18 protein-coding genes are annotated in these 22,591 nt (G+C 39.4%); 15 read left to right on the top strand and 3 right to left on the bottom strand.

What is annotated here, in order from left to right; all coding sequences use genetic code 11:
- Nucleotides 1-220: 220 nt before the first annotated feature.
- A complete protein-coding gene (locus AC6HVZ_RS18000) occupies nt 221-2,248 on the bottom strand; it encodes a transglycosylase domain-containing protein (protein ID WP_497559511.1) in 2,028 nt (675 codons plus the stop codon).
- A gap of 225 nt (nt 2,249-2,473) precedes the next feature.
- On the opposite strand from AC6HVZ_RS18000, the gene AC6HVZ_RS18005 reads away from it, so the two are divergent.
- On the top strand, nt 2,474-2,911 hold the full coding sequence (locus AC6HVZ_RS18005; RefSeq protein ID WP_497559512.1) for a YwiB family protein: 438 nt from the start codon (nt 2,474-2,476) through the stop codon (nt 2,909-2,911).
- Nucleotides 2,912-4,582, top strand: a complete 1,671-nt coding sequence (gene argS, locus AC6HVZ_RS18010) for an arginine--tRNA ligase (RefSeq protein WP_497559513.1) — start codon at nt 2,912-2,914, stop codon at nt 4,580-4,582.
- Between the two features lie 201 nt (nt 4,583-4,783).
- On the opposite strand, the gene AC6HVZ_RS18015 is transcribed toward argS, so the two are convergent.
- Nucleotides 4,784-5,119 (bottom strand): winged helix-turn-helix transcriptional regulator, encoded by a 336-nt coding sequence (locus AC6HVZ_RS18015; protein ID WP_497559514.1) that lies wholly within the window; start codon nt 5,117-5,119, stop codon nt 4,784-4,786.
- A gap of 157 nt (nt 5,120-5,276) precedes the next feature.
- Between AC6HVZ_RS18015 and AC6HVZ_RS18020 the strand changes: the two genes are divergently transcribed.
- The 11 genes from AC6HVZ_RS18020 to AC6HVZ_RS18070 all read left to right on the top strand — a co-directional run bounded on the left by AC6HVZ_RS18020 (nt 5,277) and on the right by AC6HVZ_RS18070 (nt 20,876).
- Nucleotides 5,277-6,335, top strand: a complete 1,059-nt coding sequence (locus AC6HVZ_RS18020) for an LLM class flavin-dependent oxidoreductase (protein ID WP_497559515.1) — start codon at nt 5,277-5,279, stop codon at nt 6,333-6,335.
- Nucleotides 6,336-6,347: 12 nt separating this feature from the next.
- Entirely contained in the window at nt 6,348-6,914 is a 567-nt protein-coding gene (locus AC6HVZ_RS18025; RefSeq protein ID WP_497559516.1) for an NADPH-dependent FMN reductase, read from the top strand.
- 747 nt (nt 6,915-7,661) lie between these two features.
- Nucleotides 7,662-9,770: a (Fe-S)-binding protein gene (locus AC6HVZ_RS18030; protein ID WP_497559517.1), complete on the top strand. Its 2,109-nt coding sequence runs from the start codon at nt 7,662-7,664 to the stop codon at nt 9,768-9,770.
- A 456-nt stretch (nt 9,771-10,226) separates the two neighbouring features.
- On the top strand, nt 10,227-11,414 hold the full coding sequence (locus AC6HVZ_RS18035; protein WP_497559518.1) for an acetyl-CoA C-acetyltransferase: 1,188 nt from the start codon (nt 10,227-10,229) through the stop codon (nt 11,412-11,414).
- Nucleotides 11,415-11,801: 387 nt separating this feature from the next.
- Complete coding sequence (locus AC6HVZ_RS18040; protein ID WP_497559519.1) at nt 11,802-12,656, top strand: 3-hydroxybutyryl-CoA dehydrogenase; 855 nt, start codon at nt 11,802-11,804, stop codon at nt 12,654-12,656.
- A 32-nt stretch (nt 12,657-12,688) separates the two neighbouring features.
- Nucleotides 12,689-13,825 carry an acyl-CoA dehydrogenase gene (locus AC6HVZ_RS18045; RefSeq protein ID WP_497559520.1) on the top strand — a complete coding sequence of 379 codons (1,137 nt, stop codon included), beginning with the start codon at nt 12,689-12,691 and terminating at the stop codon, nt 13,823-13,825.
- 14 nt (nt 13,826-13,839) lie between these two features.
- Nucleotides 13,840-14,979: an acyl-CoA dehydrogenase gene (locus AC6HVZ_RS18050; protein ID WP_497559521.1), complete on the top strand. Its 1,140-nt coding sequence runs from the start codon at nt 13,840-13,842 to the stop codon at nt 14,977-14,979.
- A gap of 170 nt (nt 14,980-15,149) precedes the next feature.
- Complete coding sequence (gene meaB / locus AC6HVZ_RS18055) at nt 15,150-16,088, top strand: methylmalonyl Co-A mutase-associated GTPase MeaB (RefSeq protein WP_497559522.1); 939 nt, start codon at nt 15,150-15,152, stop codon at nt 16,086-16,088.
- Nucleotides 16,089-16,700, top strand: a complete 612-nt coding sequence (locus AC6HVZ_RS18060) for a TetR/AcrR family transcriptional regulator (RefSeq protein ID WP_497559523.1) — start codon at nt 16,089-16,091, stop codon at nt 16,698-16,700.
- Between the two features lie 626 nt (nt 16,701-17,326).
- Nucleotides 17,327-20,569, top strand: coding sequence for a fused isobutyryl-CoA mutase/GTPase IcmF (icmF, locus tag AC6HVZ_RS18065; protein ID WP_497559524.1), 3,243 nt, complete (start codon nt 17,327-17,329; stop codon nt 20,567-20,569).
- Between the two features lie 97 nt (nt 20,570-20,666).
- The gene (locus tag AC6HVZ_RS18070; protein ID WP_497559525.1) at nt 20,667-20,876 is read left to right on the top strand and encodes a hypothetical protein; all 210 of its coding nucleotides are present in this window, start codon (nt 20,667-20,669) and stop codon (nt 20,874-20,876) included.
- Nucleotides 20,877-21,304: 428 nt separating this feature from the next.
- On the opposite strand, the gene AC6HVZ_RS18075 is transcribed toward AC6HVZ_RS18070, so the two are convergent.
- Nucleotides 21,305-21,463, bottom strand: a complete 159-nt coding sequence (locus AC6HVZ_RS18075) for a YvrJ family protein (protein ID WP_497559526.1) — start codon at nt 21,461-21,463, stop codon at nt 21,305-21,307.
- A gap of 101 nt (nt 21,464-21,564) precedes the next feature.
- Between AC6HVZ_RS18075 and AC6HVZ_RS18080 the strand changes: the two genes are divergently transcribed.
- Together AC6HVZ_RS18080 and AC6HVZ_RS18085 are read left to right on the top strand one after the other, a co-directional pair.
- Nucleotides 21,565-22,314 (top strand): sigma-70 family RNA polymerase sigma factor, encoded by a 750-nt coding sequence (locus AC6HVZ_RS18080; protein WP_497559527.1) that lies wholly within the window; start codon nt 21,565-21,567, stop codon nt 22,312-22,314.
- Entirely contained in the window at nt 22,289-22,519 is a 231-nt protein-coding gene (locus tag AC6HVZ_RS18085; protein WP_497559528.1) for a helix-turn-helix domain-containing protein, read from the top strand. The genes AC6HVZ_RS18080 and AC6HVZ_RS18085 overlap by 26 nt, the downstream gene beginning before the upstream one ends.
- Nucleotides 22,520-22,591: the final 72 nt, after the last annotated feature.

Raw genomic sequence — 22,591 nt, forward strand, 5'->3', positions numbered from 1 at the left:
CCTACAATTCCCATTGTTTGAAAAGGAAATCCTTGAAATTTGCAAAGACGTAATTCACGCTGTAGTGCTAATATAAGTTTGTAAAATGTGTATACATGGGCTAACTCATGTATTGCTAGGACAAAAAAGAAGCCGACAATCAGGTAAGACGGACTTATCTAATGTCGGCTCTTTTTTTTGCTTATTAAACTATGAATTTGATGGAAGAGACGAAACAAATTCAATTAAACATTTCAAACAATCTTTCCAAAATGCCTTTACTATCTTCTTCTTCATTTTCCTCTATATGAAAATGCTCGGTGCAATGGGACTGAGGTTCTGTTCCTTTTTCAAAATACATTACACGGCTTGCGTCACAGTATGGTGTGGCACGTTCTCCGGTTGCGGGATCGATAGGGATTCCGACAACACCAGCGGGGGACGGGTATTTTGCTTGTGGTAATCCTTCATGGGCGCTTTCCATAAACCCGGCCCATATGTTTTTGGCGTAGGTGCTTTCAGCGACGATTTCCATGGAACGATTATCGTCGTAACCAATCCAGACACCTGTTACAAGGGAGGGGCTAAAACCAATCATCCAGCTGTCCGAATCAGTTGTACCTGATTTGCCGGCATAAAGATGTGTAAGGTCATTTGCAATCGAAGAGCCTGTTACAGCCATATAGCCATCCAATTCTCTATCAAACATTCCTGTCATCAATTGGGTTAGAATAAATGTTTTTTGGGGATCAAGAACCAACTTATAGGAATCATTATTTTTTTCAAAAACAGTTTTACCATCCCGGTCAATAATTTTTTCAATCGTATAGCCGTCAATTTTCCTGCCACCGTTGGCCAGTGCTCCATAACCTGTTACCATTTCTTCAACTGTAACTGCAGCAGTACCTAATGCAAGGGATGGTACTGTAGGCAATTCGCTGGTAATGCCAAACTTTTTTGCGGCTTCAACAAGTTTGTCAGCACCTAGAAACATATTCGTTTTCACAGCATAGACGTTATCTGATAAAGCTAAAGCTTGTGCTAATGTTATCGGTTGATATGCATAATAGCCATTGAAATTGCTAGGGCTGTAAACAGCGTCATTTTCCAATTCGAAAGTGGTAGGTTTACTCATCAGCTTGGTGCTTGGTGTATACCCATTTTCGAGTGCAGCATAATATAAAAACGGTTTAAACGCAGAACCGGGCATTCGTTTTGCCATAGTGGCCCTGTTAAATGGACTCTCCTCATAATTTCTTCCACCAACCATTGCGCGGATTCCGCCCGTCTTCGGGTCCATTGCGATTGCACCTGTTTGAATTTCACTATCCTGATTTATTGTCGAACTAACTTTTTCCTCCAGTTTTTTTTGATAATCTATATTTAATGTCGTATAAATTTGAAATCCACCAGACCTGATCAATTCAGAATCCATCTTTAATATTTCGGAAGCTTCCTGCAAAACCACATCCTGAAAATAGGAGCCTATTTCCACTTTACTTCGATCTATTTGATCAGCATAAGTCAGTTTTTTGCCTGCTGCCAAATTAAATTCCTGTTCGGTGATTTTCTTTTCATTCAACATTGTTTTCAAAATTTGCAGCTGACGGTTTTTTGCTCTTTCCTCATCATTTAACGGGGAATAATAGGTTGGTCCTTTAGGAATTCCAGCTAACATCGATGCCTCAGCAAGGGTCAGTTTTTTTGCGGGTTTATTAAAAAAGTGATTGCTGGCAGCTTCGATTCCATATGCTCCATGCCCATAATAGATGGTATTTAAATAGCCCTCCAGAATTTCGTCCTTCGAATAATACATCTCGAGTCGAATCGTATAGAAAGCTTCTTTTATTTTTCTATTCCAGGATTTTTCATGGGTGAGGAATAAATTACGTGCATATTGCTGGGTAAGCGTACTGGCCCCTTCCTTCAAAGAAAAATTTTTGATATCCTGCCATATGGCCCCAGCAATTCTCCTGAAATCAAATCCATGATGATCATAAAAATGCTGATCCTCGATCATTAAAGTTGCGTCAATAACAGCTGGAGATATTTCATCAAGTTCAACCCAATACCTGTTTTCCGATCCACTTTCCTCGCCGATAATCTCATCGGCACTACTAAAATAAATAGTGTTTTGCTGATTTGTTAACGTTGGAGGGCCTAAAATAAAACTCACCAAATAAACGCACAATACAACGCTTATAAGTAATATGAAAGTACCCAGCAAAATTTTATTGATAAATCTTTTTTTATTAAACTTTTTTTCCATACTAATTAGCTCCAATGAATGTCTGCATAATCTCATTATGGGAAAAGATATAGAGAAATAAACTTAATTACTGAAAATGCTAGTAGGATGACATAAATAAAATTACCCTAAGGAGGAGCAGGAATATCTTTCTTTGTGAATTTCCACAAATTATGATTGATTATCCCCCCAACTTATCGCTATAATAGGACAATATACGATTATTCCCAAAATAGAGGCGATGTAATGGTTACATATAAAAAATCAGTGGAAATTGAGCTCCGTACAACGATTGATGATAATGGGCAAATGGAATATAATACCATAAAACAATCTGGGGATTTTTATAAAAAACATAATCTTGATGTGCTTACATATGAAGAAAAAGTGGAGGGTCATTTCCCGATTAAAAATTTAATTACCATTCAGACAGATAGGGTAAGCATTAAGCGTTCGGGAAATGTAACAATGAATCAAAAATTCCGAAAAAACCATGCAACAGAAAATGTCTTTCAGCATCCCCATGGAAATATCCATATGGAAACATATACGAATTCTATTTCCTATCAGTCGATGAATGAAAATGATCAAGGGAAGTTGACTATTTCCTATACGGTAAAATTAAATGGTCAGGAAGAACGGAAACATGAACTGGTATTAACCTATACAGAGGAGGGTGCTTAAATGAATGTCTTGAAACAAACAGAGGATAATTTAAAACAGGAAATAGCTAAATCTACAATAAAAGCAAAGCTTACAAGTGAAGCGGAATTACCTGACATCACATTGGAAAAACCAAAGGATAAATCACATGGGGATTTTGCGACAAATATTGCCATGCAGCTTGCCCGGATTGCGAAAAAGGCACCACGTCAAATTGCTGAAGATATCGTAGCAAATATAGATCAAACAGGAGCTTCGATTGAAAAAGTAGAAATTGCCGGACCGGGTTTTATTAACATTTTTATGAAGAATGATTTTTTAGGTGAAGTTGTCGCAGCAGTTCTTGAAGCGGAGGACGCATATGGAAGAACAAATGCTGGAAAAGGGGAAAGGATCCAGGTTGAGTTTGTATCTGTAAATCCAACTGGAGATTTGCATCTTGGTCACGCACGCGGTGCAGCCTTTGGCGATGTATTATGTAACGTGCTTGCTGCAGCAGGCTACAATGTGGAACGTGAATACTATATTAATGATGCGGGGAATCAAATTGACAATCTTGCTCTTTCTGTGGAAGCACGTTATCTTCAGGCACTTGGAAAAGATGCAGAAATGCCTGAGGATGGCTATCATGGGCAGGATATTGTAGAAATAGGAAATTCCTTAGCCAATGCGTATGGTGACAAATGGGCAGGCTCTGAAAAAGAAGAGCGTTTAGCATTTTTCAAAGAATATGGATTGGAATATGAACTCGGGAAAATCGAACAGGATTTAGCAGATTTCCGTGTGCAATTTGACAACTGGTTCTCAGAAAGATCATTATACAAAGATGAAAAGATTACCGAAGCACTGAAAACGTTGGATGAAGGCAATTACACCTATGAAAAAGATGGGGCAACATGGTTTAAATCAACAGAGCTTGGCGATGACAAAGACCGAGTATTGATTAAGCAGGACTCAAGCTTTACTTATTTAACACCGGATATTGCTTACCATAAAAACAAGCTGGAACGCGGCTTTGATAAAATCATTAATGTTTGGGGTGCTGACCATCATGGATATATTCCTAGAATGCGTGCTGCCATTCAGGCATTAGGGTATTCAGTTGATCAATTAGATGTAAAAATTATCCAAATGGTTAACCTTTTTGAAGCTGGCGAAAAGGTGAAAATGAGCAAGCGGACAGGTAAGGCGATTGCACTGCGTGAGCTAATGGAGGAAGTTGGAATTGATGCAGTACGTTACTTCTTTGTCGCGCGCTCCAATGATTCGCAGCTTGACTTTGATATGGACTTAGCGCGCTCGGAGTCAAATGATAACCCAGTATATTACGTGCAATATGCACATGCACGTATATGCACAATGCTGAAACAGGCAGAAGAAAAGGGACTTGCTGAAAGTAATGCATTTGATGCAGCGCTTTTGACAGCTGAAAAAGAAGTCGATCTTCTGAAAAAACTTGGCGAATTCCCGCAAACGATAGCGGAAGCAGCGGAAAAACATACACCACATAAAGTAACAAAGTATGTATTCGAATTAGCTTCACTATTGCACAGTTTTTATAATGCAGAAAAAGTGCTTGATCCTGAAAACAAAGAGTTGACACGTGCTCGAATTGCACTAATGAAGGCGGTACGTATTACAATCGCCAATGCACTACGTTTAATTGGTGTCACAGCACCGGAGAAAATGTGATAGCTAACTGTTTTAACCATTAATTAAAAATAGAGATGCCTAAATTAGACCAGGCATCTTTATTTTTAATCTGTTGGCAACATTTATGAAGTTGAGAGAAGAATGCAAGAAGTTGAGAGAGCAGCCTATAGAGTTGAGAGATAATGGTAAATTCCCTTGTTTTCTCTCAACTATTACCTAGTATCTCTCAACTTTGCCGTTTTATGGCTCAACTTTCAACTTATGGAAGGTGTGCTTTGTTCCCCATTCATGCATTGCTTCTAAAATTGGTTCTAGCGTTTTTCCGTATTCTGTAATGGAGTACTCCACTTTGGGAGGAACCTGTGGGTATACAACTCGTTTAATAATGTCTTCATTCTCTAATTCTCGCAGTTGTTTTGTCAACATCTTTTGGGTAATTCCTGGCATACTACGTTTAAGCTCACTGAAGCGTTTCGTACCTTCCTGTAATAAATACAATAAAATAATCGGTTTCCATTTACCTACTAAGATACCCAAAGCATCCTCAACACGGCAGTATTCCGGTACCTTTTCCATATGAATTCCTCCAGATAGTATCTTTTTGTATACTTAGTTACTTTAAAGTGCGTACTTAAAATGAACAACTATATATTCTATAATAGCATTATAAATAATTAATGAAAAGAGTACTAAAAAACAACTATTGAATAGTAATAAAAGAGGTAGGTATATAATGGAAAAATATCGTCTTGACCCAAGCAAAGGACTGGAATTCGGTCTATATACACTAGGAGACCACTTACCAGATCCGACAAAAGGTGAGAGAATTTCTGCAGAGCAACGCATACATGAAATCATTGAATTAGCTAAACTTGCGGAACAAGCAGGCATCGACTTTTTCAGTGTTGGTGAAAGTCACCAGGATTATTTTGCAACACAGGCACACGCTGTAGTTCTTTCGGCAATTGCTCAGGCGACAGAAAAAATTAAAATCGCAAGCTCTTCTACCATTATCAGCACATCGGATCCGGTCCGTGTGTATGAAGATTTTGCAACAATTGACTTGATTTCCAAGGGTCGTGCAGAGATTATTGCCGGTCGGGCATCAAGAGTAGGTCTTTATGATTTGTTAGGCTACGATCTTCGTGATTATGAAGAACTGTTTGAAGAAAAATTTGAGCTATTATTAAAAATAAATCAGGAGGAAGTGGTTAATTGGAGCGGTCAATTTCGTGCACCACTGACCAATGCAAGAGTTCTTCCTCGTCCGCAAAATGGCTCATTGCCAATCTGGCGGGCAGTTGGTGGAACACCTGCCAGTGCAATTAAAGCGGGCTATGCCGGTGTTGGGATGTTCCTTGCACATTTAGGTGGACCAGCTACAGCTTTTAAACGATCAATTGATGCATATCGTGAGACAGCACGGCGCAGCGGATTTGAAGCCTCAGAGCTGCCAATTTCAACTGCAGGATTTTTCTATGCCGCAAAAACGACACAGCAGGCACAAAAAGAGTATTATCCTCATATAAACGAAGGAATGAAATTAACAAACGGACGTGGTTTTCCAAAGCAGCAATTTGCTCAAGGATCCGATGTGCGTGATGTAATGAATATTGGTAGTCCACAGCAAATAATTGAAAAAATACTCTATCAGCATGAATTGTTTGGTCACCAGCGTTATATTGCACAAATGGACTTTGGTGGTGTACCATTTAATCAGCTAACGAAAAATATTGAGTTGATTGGTACTGAAATTTTACCGGCAATAAAAAAACATACGGCAAAGAAGTAAGGGGTGGAGAAAATGAAGATTGTTCTATTATCAGGATCGAAAATCGGGTCGAAAACAAGAACTGCGCTGAATTATGCTGTGAAATCCATTGCGCAAAATTATCCGGAAGCTGAGGTTGAATTCATTGATCTAGCGGAATATGATGTGCAGTTCAGCGATGGACGGAACTACTTTGAGTATGCAGGGGATACAAAATATGTAGCTGAAGCCATTATGGAAGCAGATGCTATCATTATTGGAACACCTATTTTCCAGGCTTCGATCCCGGCTACATTAAAGAATGTGTTTGATCTGCTTCCACAAAATGCGCTTCAGGATAAGGTTGTAAGCATGCTTGTCACAGCAGGTTCATCCAAGCATTATTTAATTGCCGAACAACAATTAAAACCAATTTTGGCTTATATGAAAGCACAAATTGTTCAAACCTATGTATTTATGGAGGAAAAGGATTTTTATCGAAAAGAAATTATCAATGATGATGTGCTGTTTAGAATCGACCGTTTAGTGGAAGACACTCTCGTATTAACAGAGACTTATACAAAAATTCGTGAAGCAAAAGAAGCGCAATATGGGTTTTAGTAAATATACCAAAACATGAGAAAAACGGTAAAGCGTCTTTTTAGAGGTTAGAGGCCAGAAGTTAGATTTGAAGAAACCGGCGAAAAAGCCGATTTCGATTATACTTTCTTACTTCTCAAAAAAGAATTCACTAGTTTCTCCATGTCAAGCAGATAATGGAAAATAATAAACGGCTTTCGCTTTACTATTTTCCATATTGCTGACCGTTTCATTTGTAATATTGTTTATGCACTTCTTACGGTTTATTTCGTGAATTTTAGTTTTCAAAGCGGATACAAACTGCACCCTATTTGAGCAAAAAATAGCGTTCTTTGCTTTCATGCAGACTGCTACCGGGCTAAGGAAAAGCGAAGTATTCTGCCGATGCGAATGCTGATCTTAATACAAAAAAACGGTACGAAATTATATATTCACTGCGCCATAATTTATACCTTTTTTGTATCAAAAGCAATAATCTATTCAGCGTCGCAAAATCATGCACAACCTAAATTCTTTAAGATGAGACGGGCAATGTGCAGTCCCGATTTCTAAGCAAATAACCTTTTATAAAAACAATTCCCTCCTCAGAAAGCCAGTAGCTTAATCCATAACAATGATCACTCTCGTAAAAAATCTATTGACTGAATGATCATTCACCTTTAAAGTAGAAGTAAGAGAGGTATAAGAAAAATTCATTTTCAAGTATTTATATTCTTGGGAAATGGAATCGCTATCATTTTTTGTAAAATACTAAAGGGGGAGCGGATAATGGAAACATTTTTACTGATTAATTTATTGGCATTTATTGCAATTACAATATATGGACTATACTTATTCGCTAAAGTTGTAGCAACAAGAGTAGCCTATATAAGATTGGGGAAGAAATCAGAATTTGATCGTGATTTTAAAGAGCGGTTCCGCCGAATAGGAAAAATTGTTTTCGGTCAATCGAAGCTTTTAAAGGATAAGAAATCCGGATCGATTCATGTCATGATGTTTTATGGATTTATCCTTGTACAATTCGGTGCAATTGACATGTTTGTAAAAGGGTTATCACCGGAAAATCATTTGCCGTTTGGGAGCTTTTATCCTGGGTTTGTATTTTTTCAGGAGCTCGTAACATTAATGATTCTGGTGGCAGTTGCTTGGGCTTTTTACCGTCGTTATATGGAAAAACTTGTTCGTTTAAAACGAGGGTTTAAAGCCGGTTTAGTGCTGGTATTTATTGGAACATTAATGGTGTCTGTGCTCTTTGGTAATGGAATGGGGCAAATCTGGCACGGCCATGAAGCAACATGGACAGAGCCTGTTGCTAGTTTAATAGCTTTAGGATTTGGTTGGTTATCTGAATCAGCAGCAATGGTTCTGTTTTATATAGCATGGTGGGTGCATACGATTACGATTCTAACCTTTCTTGTTTATGTGCCACAATCGAAACACGCACACTTAATTGCAGCACCAATTAATGTGTTTTTAAGTAAACGAGTACCGGGTAAATTGAAAAAAATTGACTTTGATATTGATGAGGATGCGCAAGAAAGTGAGGAGGATATTTCCTTTGGTGTTGGAAAGGTGGAAGATTTCGAGCAACATCAAATGATAGATTTCTATGCATGTGTGGAGTGTGGGCGCTGTACCGATGTTTGTCCGGCATCAGGAACTGGTAAAATGCTGTCACCAATGGATATTATGATCAAGGTTCGTGACCATTTAACTGAAAAAGGTGCAGCCATTACAGGTAAGTCGCCATGGGTTCCTGCCTATGCTTTTTCAGGTGCTCAAGGGAATTTGGCAAGTAGCAAAAGAGAAGCTGCTGCAACGGTGCAAAGTGCTAGTTTAATAGGCGATATTATTACAGAAGAAGAGCTTTCGGGCTGTACAACTTGTCGCAATTGCGAAGATGCTTGTCCGGTAAACAACGAGCATGTAGGAACAATTATTGATATGCGCCGTTATCTTGTTATGACAGAAGGTAAAATGGATTCCGATATACAGCGTGCAGTTATGAATATTGAACGTCAAGGTAATCCTTGGGGACTATCGAAAAAAGATCGTATTAAATGGCGTGAGCAGGATGAATCTGCATATATTCCAACAGTGAAAGAATTGAAAAAAGAGGATAAAGAATTTGAATATCTATTCTGGGTAAGCTCAATGGGTGCATATGACAGCCGCAGTCAGAAAATCGCGCTTGCTTTTGCAAAACTTATGAACCAAGCGGGTGTAAGCTTTGCGATACTAGGCAATAAAGAAGCGAATTCCGGGGATACAGCCCGTCGTATCGGGAATGAATTTTTATTCCAGGAAATCGCAGAAAAAAATATAAAGGAATTTGAGAAAAATGGCGTGACAAAGATCGTTACCATTGATCCACATGCCTACAATATTTTCAAAAATGAATACCCAGATTTTGGATATAAAGCGGAAGTGTATCACCATACACAAATGCTGTATGACCTTGTGATGAATGGTAAATTGAAACCAAAACGAGCAATCAATGAAAGACTAACCTACCATGATTCCTGCTATTTAGGAAGATACAATGGTGTCTATGATCCTCCAAGGGAAATATTAAGATCAATACCTGGACTTGAACTAGTTGAAATGGATCGAAATAAAGAGAACGGCATGTGCTGTGGAGCTGGTGGTGGTCTGATGTGGACAGAGGAAACAACTGGTAACCGCATCAACGTTGCCCGCACAGAACAGGCAATAGCAGTTGAACCAACAATGATTTCCAGTGCATGTCCGTATTGCTTAACGATGCTGAGTGATGGAACAAAAGCAAAAGAAGTGGAAGAAGATATTAGCACAATGGACGTTGCTGAAATTCTAGCATTATCTGTGTTGATTGAGGAAGAATCAAAGTCTGCTTAATTTAGTGGAGGGGTAGTATTATGACACCCCTCTTTTAAAAGAACTTAAGTTGAGCGAGCGTTCGATCACAGCTGCTGGTTATTTTTTAAAGTATAGATTTCGATTCATAGTGGGGCTCTCTTGGTAATCGTTGGGACTGCATGTCGTGTGTTCCATCAAACGCACTACTCACCCATCGAAACCATTTGTTACATTTGAATCGTCGCAGTTTTTATAAAAGACGGCGTAACATATCGCTCTGGAAAATCACTCAGACATTAAGGGTTGAAAACTAGTGCAACCGTTCGAATAAAATGGCTCACTTTGCCTGAACATCAGGAGAACAAGGACTACTGGTAACATAGGGTGCTGCTTAATGCCTTAAACGTTGTCTTTTCTATCTCGTACGGGATAGTTAACAATAATTTATACGAAAACACCATTAATAAAAACGCTAATAAAAAGGGGATTTTAAGTATGAGAAAAACTGTAATTGTTTCAGGTGCAAGAACACCATTTGGGAAGTTCGGAGGCTCCCTGAAGTCGTTTACCGCGTCCCAGCTGGGTGGAGCGGCAATTAAGGAAGCTTTAAATCGGGCTGGAATGAAGGGTTCGCAAATTGATGAAGTTATTATGGGGAATGTCTTGCAAGGTGGTCAGGGACAAATTCCCTCCAGACAGGCAGCGAGAGAAGCAGGTATCCCATGGGATGTGAAAACGGAAACGATTAATAAAGTCTGTGCATCCGGTTTACGCAGTGTAACATTAGCGGATCAGCTTATTCGTCTTGGAGATGAAGATGTGATTGTAGCTGGTGGAATGGAAAGTATGAGTAATGCACCATATTTTCTGCCTGACGCACGCTGGGGAAACCGCATGGGAGATAAAACAGTTAAAGATATGATGGTCCATGATGGCTTAACCTGTTCATTTACAGGTGTGCATATGGGGAATTACGGAAATTCAACAGCTGAAGAATTTGAGTTAACTAGAGAAGGACAAGATGAATGGTCTTATCGTAGTCACCAACGTGCAGTACAGGCCATTGAAGCTGGGAAATTTTCTGAGGAAATTGTTGCAATGGAAGTGCCGCAACGTAAGGGTGATCCTATAATTGTTGATACGGACGAAGCACCACGTAAAGATACGAGTGTCGAAAAACTGGCTAAACTACGCCCGGCCTTTGGGGCTGAAGGTACAATCACTGCAGGAAACGCACCGGGAGTCAACGACGGCGCTTGTGCTTTTGTTGTGATGTCTAATGAAAAAGCAGGCGAATTAGGAAAAACGCCAATGGCTACAGTGTTGGGTCATGCAGAAGTTGCAGTAGAAGCGAAGGATTTCCCGAAAACTCCTGGTCTGGTAATTAATAAATTGCTGGAAAAAACCGGCCATTCAAAAGACGAAATAGATTTATTTGAAATCAACGAAGCATTTGCAGCGGTTTCTCTTGCAAGTGGTAAAATTGCAGGAATCGATCATGAAAAAGTTAATGTGAACGGTGGAGCGGTTGCGCTTGGCCACCCAATTGGTGCAAGTGGTGCACGGATTATTTTAACGTTAGTCCATGAATTAAAACGCCTTGGTGGTGGTCTCGGAATTGCAGCAATATGTAGTGGCGGTGGTCAAGGGGACGCTGTATTAATTGAAGTGCCAAAAAGCTAATTGAGTGACTTGTGGAACTTGAGTGAAAAATAGTGGGTGCCTTAGAGAAATGGAGGCGAAGTTGAGAGATATTATGCCAAAGTTGAGAGAAATGGAGGCGAAGTTGAGAGAAACGGAGGCGAAGTTGAGAGACATCATGCCAAAGTTGAGAGAAACGAGGCTAAGTTGAGAGACATCATGCCAAAGTTGAGAGAAAATGAAAAAAAGGTCGTTTATCTCTCAACTACTCGTAATTGTCTCTCAACTTCCAGGTGCTATCTCTCAACTTCCAGGTGCTATCTCTCAACTTCCAGGTGCTATCTCTCAACTTCCAGTTTACGGCAACTATCATCTATTCTAGCAGATAAAATTAGTTTAAAGAATCAATAAAAAAGGAGGAATACCATGATGAAAATACAAAAAGTAATGGTAATTGGTGCAGGACAGATGGGAGCAGGTATTGGGCAGGTCTGTGCTCAATCCGGCTTTGATGTAATAGTAAATGATATGAATGAAGAAGCACTTCAAAGAGGAATGAATAATATTGAAAAGCTGCTTACCCGTGCTGTTGATAAAGAACGAATTACAGATAAAACAAAAACAGAAACATTAAATAGATTAAAGCCGTCGACTGATCTAAAGGACTCACATGATTGTGATCTTGTAATTGAAGCAGTTGTAGAGAATATAGAAGTGAAAACTAAGGTCTTCAGTGAACTTGATACCCATGCCCCAAAGCATGCAATTCTGGCAACGAATACATCATCATTGTCCATTACGGAAATTGCTGCAGCGACAAATCGACCGGAACAGGTTATTGGGATGCATTTTATGAATCCGGTTCCAGTGATGAAGCTAGTAGAAATTATCCGTGGCTTGCAAACAAGTGATGAAACGTATCAAGCGATTAAGAAAATGACAAATGAATTAAGTAAAACCCCTGTTGAAGTAAAAGACTTTCCCGGATTTGTATCAAACCGGGTACTTATGCCGATGATCAATGAGGCGATTTATACGGTATATGAAGGGGTCGCAACACCAGAAGATGTTGATACCGTGATGAAATTAGGAACAAATCATCCAATGGGGCCGTTGACATTGGCTGATTTTATCGGATTAGACACATGTCTTTATATTATGGAAGTACTTCACGAAGGCTTTGGTGACAGCAAATACCGCCCATGTCCGCTGCTTAGACAATATGTTAAAGCAGGTTGGTTAGGTAAAAAAACTGGTCGCGGCTTTTATCAGTACAACGAATAGCAGCATGAATAAACGGGAAGGAGGGCATAAGTATGAACATGAATTTTTCCGAAGAACAGGTAATGATGAGGAAAGTGGTTCGGGACTTTGCCCGGAAAGAAGTTACACCAGAAATTGAAAGAATGGAAGCGGAAGACCGTTTTCCGAAAGAAATTATTCAAAAAATGGGAGAACTTGGTTTAATGGGAATCCCAATTCCCGAAGAATATGGTGGAAGTGGAATGGATTATACTTCATATATTATAGCTATTAATGAGCTATCAAAAGTTAGTGCAACACTTGGCGTGATATTATCTGTCCATACATCTGTTGGAACAAACCCCATTTTATATTTTGGAAATGAAGACCAGAAGAAGAAATACTTACCAAAACTTGCCTCAGGTGAATATCTAGGTGCCTTTGCGGTAACGGAGCCAGGTGCAGGATCTGATGTTGGGAGCATGAAAACAACCGCAAAAAAAGATGGGGATAATTATATTCTCAATGGTTCAAAAGTATTTATCACCAATGGAGGGGCTGCAGATACATTCATCACTTTTGCTAGAACAGGGGAAGGCTCAAAAGGAATCAGTGCATTTATTATGGAGAAAGATTCTCCTGGCTTCAATATTGGCAAAAAGGAAAAGAAAATGGGTCTGCATGGTTCAAGCACAGTTTCATTAAATTTTGATCATTGTGTTGTATCGGTAGACCAGCTTCTTGGTAATGAAGGCGATGGATTTAAAATTGCGATGGCAAACTTAAATGTTGGGCGGATTGGGATTGCGGCACAAGCACTTGGTATTGGCGAAGCCGCACTTGAACATGCAGTTAACTATGCCAAGGAGCGAGAACAATTCGGAAAACCGATCACTCACAATCAGGGAATAGCTTTTAAATTGGCAAATATGGCAACAGAAGTAGAGGCTGCTAGATTACTAGTCTATCATGTTGCATCACTTGTTGAGCAGGATATTCCATGCAGCAAGGAAGCATCAATGGCTAAATTGTATGCTTCAAAAACTGCGATGAAGAATGCAATCGAGGCTGTACAGGTTTATGGTGGCTATGGTTACACCGAAGATTATCCGGTAGAACGCTTTTTCCGTGATGCAAAAGTGACTGAAATATACGAAGGAACCAATGAGATTCAACATATTGTAATTGCAAAAAATCTGCTAAAAGATTGAGGGGGACATAAAGAATGAATTTTCAACTAACAGACGAACAAGAAATGCTGCGTAAAATGGTCCGTGATTTTGCCAAAAAAGATGTAGAACCAACCGCTGCCGAGCGTGATGAGGAAGAACGCTTCGACCGTGAAATTTTTGATAAAATGGCGGAATTGGGATTGACGGGGATTCCATGGCCTGAGGAATATGGTGGAATCGGTGCGGACTATGTTAGTTATGTCATTGCGGTAGAAGAGTTATCCCGAGTTTGTGCATCTACTGGAGTAACACTTTCTGCACATCTTTCATTAGCGAGCTGGCCAATTTTTACCTATGGAAATGAAGAACAAAAGAAAACATTTCTGTACCGCTTGGCAACAGGTGAAGCGTTAGGTGCCTATGCACTATCCGAAGCAGGTGCGGGAAGTGATGTTGTATCAATGAAAACAACTGCAAAAGAAGTCGGCGATCACTATGTGCTAAATGGCAGCAAGGTATGGATTACCAATGGCGGGGTTGCAGATATTTATATCGTATTTGCGAAAACGGATGCAGATGCTAAACATAAAGGGATCAGTGCCTTTATCGTTGAAAATGGGATGGAAGGCTTCACATTCGGTAAAAAAGAGCAGAAACTGGGAATTCGATCATCTCCTACAACAGAGCTGATTTTTGAAAATTGTCGTATTCCGAAAGAAAATATGCTGGGAGCTGAAGGTGAAGGGTTTAAAATTGCGATGACAACACTTGACGGTGGTCGTAATGGCATTGCAGCACAAGCACTTGGAATTGCTCAAGGGGCACTGGACGCAGCTGTTGACTATGCTAAAGAGCGTCAACAATTCGGAAAACCGATCGCTCACAATCAGGGGATTTCCTTCAAACTGGCAGATATGGCAACCGAAGTGGAAGCTTCCCGACTACTGACTTACCAAGCAGCATGGCTGGAATCAGAAGGTAAGCCTTACGGAAAAGCATCAGCGATGTCGAAATTGTTCGCTGGAGATACGGCGATGCGTGTTACAGTGGAAGCAGTTCAAGTATTTGGTGGCTATGGTTATACGAAAGATTATCCTGTAGAACGCTACATGCGTGATGCGAAAATAACGCAAATTTATGAAGGAACAAATGAAATTCAGCGTCTTGTCATTGGAAGAATGCTAACCAAATAGAGATGGATACGCTGATCGAAGCCGTGCACCACCACAGCAAAATCGTGCACTCGTATCAAAAAGCTATGCGCCGTCACCGCAGAGCTGTGCACCTGCAATATAAAAACGCACACCAGCACCACGAAGCCATACAATAGCCACCAGAACAAACTAGGAAAGGATGTACATCAATGCACGAAATCGTTGAACGAATAAAAAATAAAGACATACGAGCACTGGCAAGAGCGATTACCATGGTGGAGAATGACCATCCAGAAAAGCTGGAACTATTAAGTGATGTTTTTTCACTAGAAAAGCATGCGCTTTATGTTGGTCTTACCGGTTCCCCAGGGGCTGGAAAAAGTTCGCTTGTAAACCGCTTGATTAGCCATATTCGAGATGAAGGTAAAACGGTTGCAGTGATTGCGGTTGATCCGACCAGTCCGTTCAGTGGTGGTGCATTACTTGGTGACAGAGTTCGAATGAATCAGCATTTTACAGATGATGGTGTATATATTCGGAGTATGGCTACCAGGGGAAGCCTTGGAGGCCTGGCGCGCTCGACTAAAGATGCTATTCGAACTTGTGATGCATATGGTTTTGATGTGGTGATTGTGGAAACGGTTGGGGTTGGGCAATCAGAACTGGACATTATGAAGATCGTTGATACGACAGCTGTTGTTTTAACCCCAAATAGTGGCGATGTTTTGCAGGTTTTCAAAGCCGGAATTATGGAAATAGCAGATTTATTCGTTATTAATAAAGCAGATCTACATGGCTTCGGAAAATTAAAAGCATTACTGAAAGAGCTTGTCATGATGACATCCACTGAAAACCATGAAACCGCAATCGTCAAAACAATTTCAACCGAAAATAAAGGAATTGATAAGCTTTGGGGAAAGATCAAACAGCATCATGACTATTTATACAGCACGTTAGAAGGCAAAAAAAGACGGATAGCCCAGCAGGAACTGGAAGTGTATGAGCTGATTCGTGAAGAGATCTGGCGGGACGTAAAAGAATTCATTGAAACAAACGATTACCTCTCACGAATTGATGCGAAAAGTGATCCATATAAGCTGGCAAGCAGTTGGTTTGAGAAATGGAAAAAGGAAGGGGGCAAAAGTTAGATGAAGCAAGAACAAGTCCTTTCCTCCGTAAAAGACAGGGAATTAGTAGAAAAAAGACGTAACCAGATGATCAAAGGAGCGATTACGCTTTTTAAAGAAAAGGGCTTTCATCGAACAACAACGAGGGAAATAGCGAAAGAATCCGGGTTTAGCATCGGTACACTGTATGAATATATCCGAACAAAAGAGGATGTATTGTTTCTCGTATGTGATTCCATTCATGATCAGGTTCGCAAGCGCATGGAATCGTCGATCAACATAGATAATCCATCAGTTGATAATCTGGTCATGGTCATCAGGTCGTATTTTTATCTAATGGATGAAATGCAGGAAGAGATTGTGATTATGTATCAGGAAGTTAAGTCATTAAAAAAAGATACAAAAGAATATGTTTTGGAAAAGGAACGAGAAATGGTTAACATGCTTGAACGTGTGATACTGACATGCTTACAGGGAAAAGTTTCAAAACAGGATGCGGAGCTTTCAGCAAATAATATATTTATTCAGGGTCATATGTGGGGATTTAGACGCTGGGTATTGCAAAAGCAATTCACACTTGAGGAATATATCGATCGACAAACACACTTGATTTTACAGTCACTGGCTACCTGAGGATACAGCTTCTCAGGAGGAAATGAAAACGTTTGTAAAATATGCTCTTTTCGTAATCTATATTGCTTTTTAACCTTCGCAGTATCTATAGGAGACCATACAATGCAAATTCGTGTGTGTTACGTATTTACTCATGCGAATGGTGGTTAAGTGGTAAAACTCGCTCCGGCAGAATACTTCGCTTTCCGCGGGCACGGCCTCAGCCTCCTCGAGAAAGCCACTCTGCGGGGTCTTCGGACTCGTGCTGGGACTGCGATTACTCGCCCCACCGAAAATCTTTGTTCCCGCTGGAGTCTACGTATTCTGCCTACGCTAGTAGGAATTATACTAATAGTTTAATGTAATCAAATGCTAAACCTTTTAGAGAATGAAAGCACTATCACAGCGGAGGAAATACACGGAGACTCCAGTGGGAGGAAAGGCATAGGTGAGACCCCGCAGTGCGTTAGCACGAGGAGGCTCACCAGCCGCCCACGGAAAGCGTAGTGTATTTCCGGAGCGAATATTTGCTCCCAACCCAGCGTTTGCAAATGAATTTTTACTGTATCATCTTTTACATTTATTACGGGGCAGATAACAACTATCAATACGAAAACAGCTTTAAAATATGAAAAGGAGGCTTGGTGATGGAGCAAGTAACGATTTATAAACCGACAAATCCTGTCCGTTTTGTAACCGCATCAAGTTTATTTGACGGACACGATGCATCGATTAATATTATGCGAAGAATTTTACAATCAAGCGGAGCAGAAGTGATCCATTTAGGGCATAACCGTTCTGTCGAAGAGGTGGTTCATGCTGCGATTCAAGAAGATGTGCAAGGGATTGCGATATCTTCTTATCAGGGTGGCCATGTCGAATATTTTAAGTATATGGTTGATTTACTGAAAGAACTTGGAGCAGATCATATTAAAATTTATGGTGGTGGTGGAGGCGTCATTATTCCACGTGAAATAAAAGAGCTGCATGCCTACGGGGTTTCATGGATATTTTCTCCGGAAGACGGGCGGAAATTAGGACTTCAGGGTATGATCAACCGAATGCTGGAAGAATGCGATTTTATCCCACCGGTTGATTTGAAAAAGGATCTGGATCAATTAGTAAAAGGTGATCGAAAAGCGATGGGCAGGTTTATTACCTACGTGGAGAATGGTGAAACCAATCCGGATGCAAAACAGCGTGTATTGGAAACCTTAAGAGAAAAAGGGCATGAAGAAACACCTGTTCTTGGTATTACTGGAACAGGTGGTGCAGGGAAAAGTTCATTAACGGATGAATTGATTCGCCGGTTTATGAATGAAATACCTAATCGAAAAATAGCGGTTATTTCGATTGACCCGACGAAAAGAAAGACTGGTGGAGCATTACTTGGTGACCGGATACGCATGAATGCCATTTTCACGGATCGTGTTTACATGCGCTCGCTAGCAACACGTGATTCAAGAAGTGAGCTTTCCAAGGCCATTCAAGATGTAATCGATGTTATTCGTGCGTCCGGATATGATTTTATTATAGTGGAAACAAGTGGGATTGGCCAGGGGGATGCGGCGATTACGGATATTACCGATCTATCGATGTATGTCATGACAGCAGAATTCGGTGCACCTACACAGCTTGAGAAAATCGACATGATTGATTATGCAGATTTTATAGTGATCAATAAATTTGAGCAAAAAGGTTCAGAGGATGCGCTCAATCAAGTACGAAAACAATACGAGCGAAGCCATATGCTGTTCCATCAGGATAAGGAAAAGTTTCCTGTATTCGGGACGATTGCAAGTCAATTTAATGATGCAGGAACAAATGCATTGTTTGCATCAGTCATCGATACACTTAATGAAAAATATAATTGGGAAAATGAAATAAACTTTGATCGAAATGTTATTGCCCAGAAGCAAAATATGATTATAACAAACGAACGCCGGCATTATTTACGTGAAATTGCCACACATATTCGCACATATCATCAACATACAAACAAACAAAGTGAAATTGCAAGAAAGCTTTATCAGCTTCAGGGCGCAAAGGAAGTAATCGAGGATGAAAATGTAGTGAAAACGATTGATCAAACGTTTGATCAATATCAGGAACAGCTTGATCCCGGGGCAAATAAGCTTCTTGAGGCATGGGATGAAACAAAAGAAAGCTATGCGCAGGAGAAGATGACATTTTCAGTTCGTGATAAAGAAATCGAGATGGATATCGTTACAGAGTCTCTGTCAGGTCTTAAAATACCTAAAGTAGCTTTTCCAAAATTCCAGGATTGGGGAGAGCGTTTAACTTGGCTACGTAAAGAAAATGTTCCAGGAGCATTTCCATTTACAGCAGGTGTTTTCCCATTCAAACGAAAAGGTGAGGATCCAACACGCCAGTTTGCAGGGGAAGGCACACCGGAACGGACGAATCGCCGCTTCCATTATTTATCAAAAAATGATGATGCCAAGCGACTATCAACTGCTTTTGATTCAGTAACACTGTATGGAGAAGATCCTGCGCCACGACCGGATATTTACGGAAAAGTCGGCGAGAGCGGTGTAAACATCTGTACACTGGAAGATATGAAAAAGCTGTATGCCGGATTTGATTTAACAAATCCATTAACATCTGTCTCAATGACGATAAACGGGCCTGCACCAATTATTCTGGCAATGTTTTTTAATACAGCAATCGATCAGCAGATTACGAAATTTAAAGAAGAACATAATCGTGAGCCAAATCAGGAAGAATATGGAGAAATTAAAGATAATACTTTGGCAGTTGTTCGCGGGACCGTTCAGGCAGATATTTTAAAAGAGGATCAGGGACAAAATACATGTATCTTTTCAACGGAATTTGCACTGCGTATGATGGGTGACATTCAGCAGTATTTTATTGATAAAAAAGTACGTAATTACTATTCTGTGTCCATTTCTGGCTATCATATTGCCGAAGCTGGAGCGAATCCGATTACCCAGCTTGCGTTTACGCTGGCAAATGGATTTACCTATGTGGAATATTATTTAAGTAGAGGAATGGACGTTAATAAATTTGCTCCAAACTTGTCCTTCTTCTTTTCAAATGGTCTGGATCCGGAGTATTCCGTGATTGGACGGGTGGCGCGTCGGATTTGGGCGATTACAATGCGTGATAAATACGGGGCTAATGAACGCAGTCAGAAACTGAAGTATCACGTGCAGACATCTGGACGTTCGCTGCATGCACAGGAAATTGATTTTAATGATATTCGTACAACATTGCAGGCATTACTCGCCATTCAGGATAATACGAATTCACTGCACACAAATGCATATGATGAGGCAATCACGACACCAACAGAGGAATCTGTCCGCAGAGCAATGGCGATTCAAATGATTATTAATAAGGAATTTGGACTGACCAAAAATGAAAACTCCTTGCAGGGATCATTTATCATTGAAGAATTGACAGATCTGGTTGAGGAAGCGGTACTGCAGGAATTTGAAAAAATGAATGATCGTGGTGGGGTGCTTGGTGCGATGGAGCGCCAATACCAGCGGGGTAAAATTCAGGAAGAATCCCTTTACTATGAGGGCAAAAAGCATTCCGGTGATTTGCCAATTGTTGGGGTAAACACGTATATAAATCCAAAACAGCCATCTGATGATCAAATTGATTCCATGGAGCTTGCCAGAGCATCCAAAGAAGAAAAAGAGCATCAGATCAGTGAACTGCATAAGTTCCAAGATGCAAATAAGGAGCATACAGATGCGGCACTCAAGCAGTTGAAAGAAGTGGCTGCGTCAGGTGGAAATGTTTTCGCGGAGCTTATCGAAACGGTTAAGGTAGCAAGCCTTGGACAAATTACGAATGCTCTCTATCAAGTCGGCGGGCAGTATCGAAGGAATATGTAGGAAAGAGAAGTATTCACAAAAAAGCTGAGAGAATAATTGATTTTCTCGGCTTTTCTCTTCTTTTTCCGAGTAAAACTAAAAATTTAAGGTGGTTTTTATGGATTTATTCTTAATAGTATTTCTTGTCTTTGCTGTTATTTTATTTGTGGGGCTCTTAATATTTGTTATAACAACTACAAAACAAATTTCCAAGAGATACCAAAAACTTGATGACGTGAATGCAATTAGAAAAGAAACCCTAGAAGTACAAAAAGAAACACTAAATGAGATTAGAGAATTAAGGAAAAGATTGGATTCAAAAAGTTAAGTAACCCGATACCATTAAAAATATTTGGCTTCATTTATAGAGTTCAATTTTTTTAAGAGTGTATCTATTTAAAAAAGATATTTTGTTAAATGTACCCCTTATTTTAGAGGGTAGAACAACAAATTTAATAAATTAAATTATAATATTTTTATGAATTAATTTCTAATAAGCCTGTCTTTTCCAAAAGCTTAACTACAACGTGAGCTACTTAACAGGAAATGGGTAGGCTCATTTAATTTTTTGACTGAAGTAAGAGTTTCCGTTGAAAGATTTACATTTACAGTATCTAAATATGGTTTCATCTAATTTATTTATATTTACTAAGATGACAGTCTATCTGTCCACTACATTAAATATCCTATTCCCAACATAGTAGGACTATGCTGGGTTAGGGATATAATCTTGAATAGAACAACCTCAGTGATCTGCTATCTGTGATCCGAACTATGTTTCATGTTTGATTCCAGCTTTTCAATAGCCTCAGTAAGGCTTTCAATTCTTTTTTCGAACCTAGTTAATAAGTAAACTGCTATCACTATAGGAAAACCCATATTTCCTGTTAGTATTGCCCATTCGGGAATATCCATATTATAACATCACTCCTCAAACATAAGCTGTATTCTAGCAAAAAACTTTTCCTCCTTTCTTCTATATAAAGAATCTTTCTAAGAATAAATATACAACCTACTTGCTTATAAATACAAAAAAGATTATAATAGGAACAAATGTTCCCCTAATGGTTGTTTTTTCTCCGTTGTTTTTACCTTTAGCTAATAAGGAAAATATGAGGAGGAACTATATGTATAAGGAGTATAAAAATCTTTTTTCTTCTTCGGATCAACTCTTATTACTCCAATTTATAGAAGATCATGAAGAATTATTAGAAAATCCATTAATTAAATCATTTCTAGATAGGGAAGAAAATCTAAAGCTTTTAGTCCGAAACCTACAAAACCCCAATAACCAGAACAGAAAGAATTTGAATGAAGCATTTCGTAAGTATTACACGGGGGTAAAAATGATCAATTATCTTTCAAAGTCTATGCATTGGGAAGCTGTTAACTTTGATAAAAAACAACGAAAAGATAGTATGCGATTTCCCTTGGTAATCGATGGTTCAGTGAATGATGAAGAGTCGATCTTAGCGGAAAGAATACCTTCAAAGGAGAAAGAGATCGAACATCAGGTTATTGAAAATTACAAAGTCCCTATAATTGACAAATTGGAAAATTTAAAACTAAAAAAAGCATTTACATTACTGACCAAACGTCAAAAGGAAGTTTTGCAATGCGTTTATGGGGACAACCTTTCTTTTACCGAGGCAGCTTTAAAACTCGGTATAACTCAACAAGGAACATCTAAGATTCACAAACTAGCTATTGAGCGATTAAGAAAAGAAATGGGGAGAAAAAATGAAAGAGTGGAAAGAACTGATTGAAAGCTCACAACAAGGAAGTGAATACAGTACGCTCAAAATAATAAAAAAGGTTGAGCCGAAGATTAAAAAATCTCTAAGGCAAACAGCCATTAAACAGGATCGTGAAAACCTAGAACAGGAATTAATTATAAAGATTATAAAAATCACACAATCATTTGATACAGGTAAAGTACCGGGATTCTGGGAATTTATCAATCGGGAATGATTTTTTAACTTAAGTTTCGCACCCCCAAAAACAGGGTTTACAAGCTATGTTCTTAGCCTATCTTTCCTGCTA

Source organism: Oceanobacillus sp. NCCP-135, from assembly GCF_059698015.1.

Coding starts and splice junctions, on each gene's coding strand:
- AC6HVZ_RS18085 (WP_497559528.1), top strand. CDS start 22,289: ATGAAAGAGTGGAAAGAACTGATTGAAAGCTCACAACAAGGAAGTGAA.
- AC6HVZ_RS18005 (WP_497559512.1), top strand. CDS start 2,474: ATGGTTACATATAAAAAATCAGTGGAAATTGAGCTCCGTACAACGATT.
- AC6HVZ_RS18060 (WP_497559523.1), top strand. CDS start 16,089: ATGAAGCAAGAACAAGTCCTTTCCTCCGTAAAAGACAGGGAATTAGTA.
- AC6HVZ_RS18000 (WP_497559511.1), bottom strand. CDS start 2,248: ATGGAAAAAAAGTTTAATAAAAAAAGATTTATCAATAAAATTTTGCTG.
- AC6HVZ_RS18030 (WP_497559517.1), top strand. CDS start 7,662: ATGGAAACATTTTTACTGATTAATTTATTGGCATTTATTGCAATTACA.
- meaB (WP_497559522.1), top strand. CDS start 15,150: ATGCACGAAATCGTTGAACGAATAAAAAATAAAGACATACGAGCACTG.
- AC6HVZ_RS18015 (WP_497559514.1), bottom strand. CDS start 5,119: ATGGAAAAGGTACCGGAATACTGCCGTGTTGAGGATGCTTTGGGTATC.
- AC6HVZ_RS18045 (WP_497559520.1), top strand. CDS start 12,689: ATGAACATGAATTTTTCCGAAGAACAGGTAATGATGAGGAAAGTGGTT.
- icmF (WP_497559524.1), top strand. CDS start 17,327: ATGGAGCAAGTAACGATTTATAAACCGACAAATCCTGTCCGTTTTGTA.
- AC6HVZ_RS18020 (WP_497559515.1), top strand. CDS start 5,277: ATGGAAAAATATCGTCTTGACCCAAGCAAAGGACTGGAATTCGGTCTA.
- AC6HVZ_RS18075 (WP_497559526.1), bottom strand. CDS start 21,463: ATGGATATTCCCGAATGGGCAATACTAACAGGAAATATGGGTTTTCCT.
- AC6HVZ_RS18050 (WP_497559521.1), top strand. CDS start 13,840: ATGAATTTTCAACTAACAGACGAACAAGAAATGCTGCGTAAAATGGTC.
- AC6HVZ_RS18025 (WP_497559516.1), top strand. CDS start 6,348: ATGAAGATTGTTCTATTATCAGGATCGAAAATCGGGTCGAAAACAAGA.
- AC6HVZ_RS18035 (WP_497559518.1), top strand. CDS start 10,227: ATGAGAAAAACTGTAATTGTTTCAGGTGCAAGAACACCATTTGGGAAG.
- AC6HVZ_RS18040 (WP_497559519.1), top strand. CDS start 11,802: ATGAAAATACAAAAAGTAATGGTAATTGGTGCAGGACAGATGGGAGCA.
- AC6HVZ_RS18070 (WP_497559525.1), top strand. CDS start 20,667: ATGGATTTATTCTTAATAGTATTTCTTGTCTTTGCTGTTATTTTATTT.
- argS (WP_497559513.1), top strand. CDS start 2,912: ATGAATGTCTTGAAACAAACAGAGGATAATTTAAAACAGGAAATAGCT.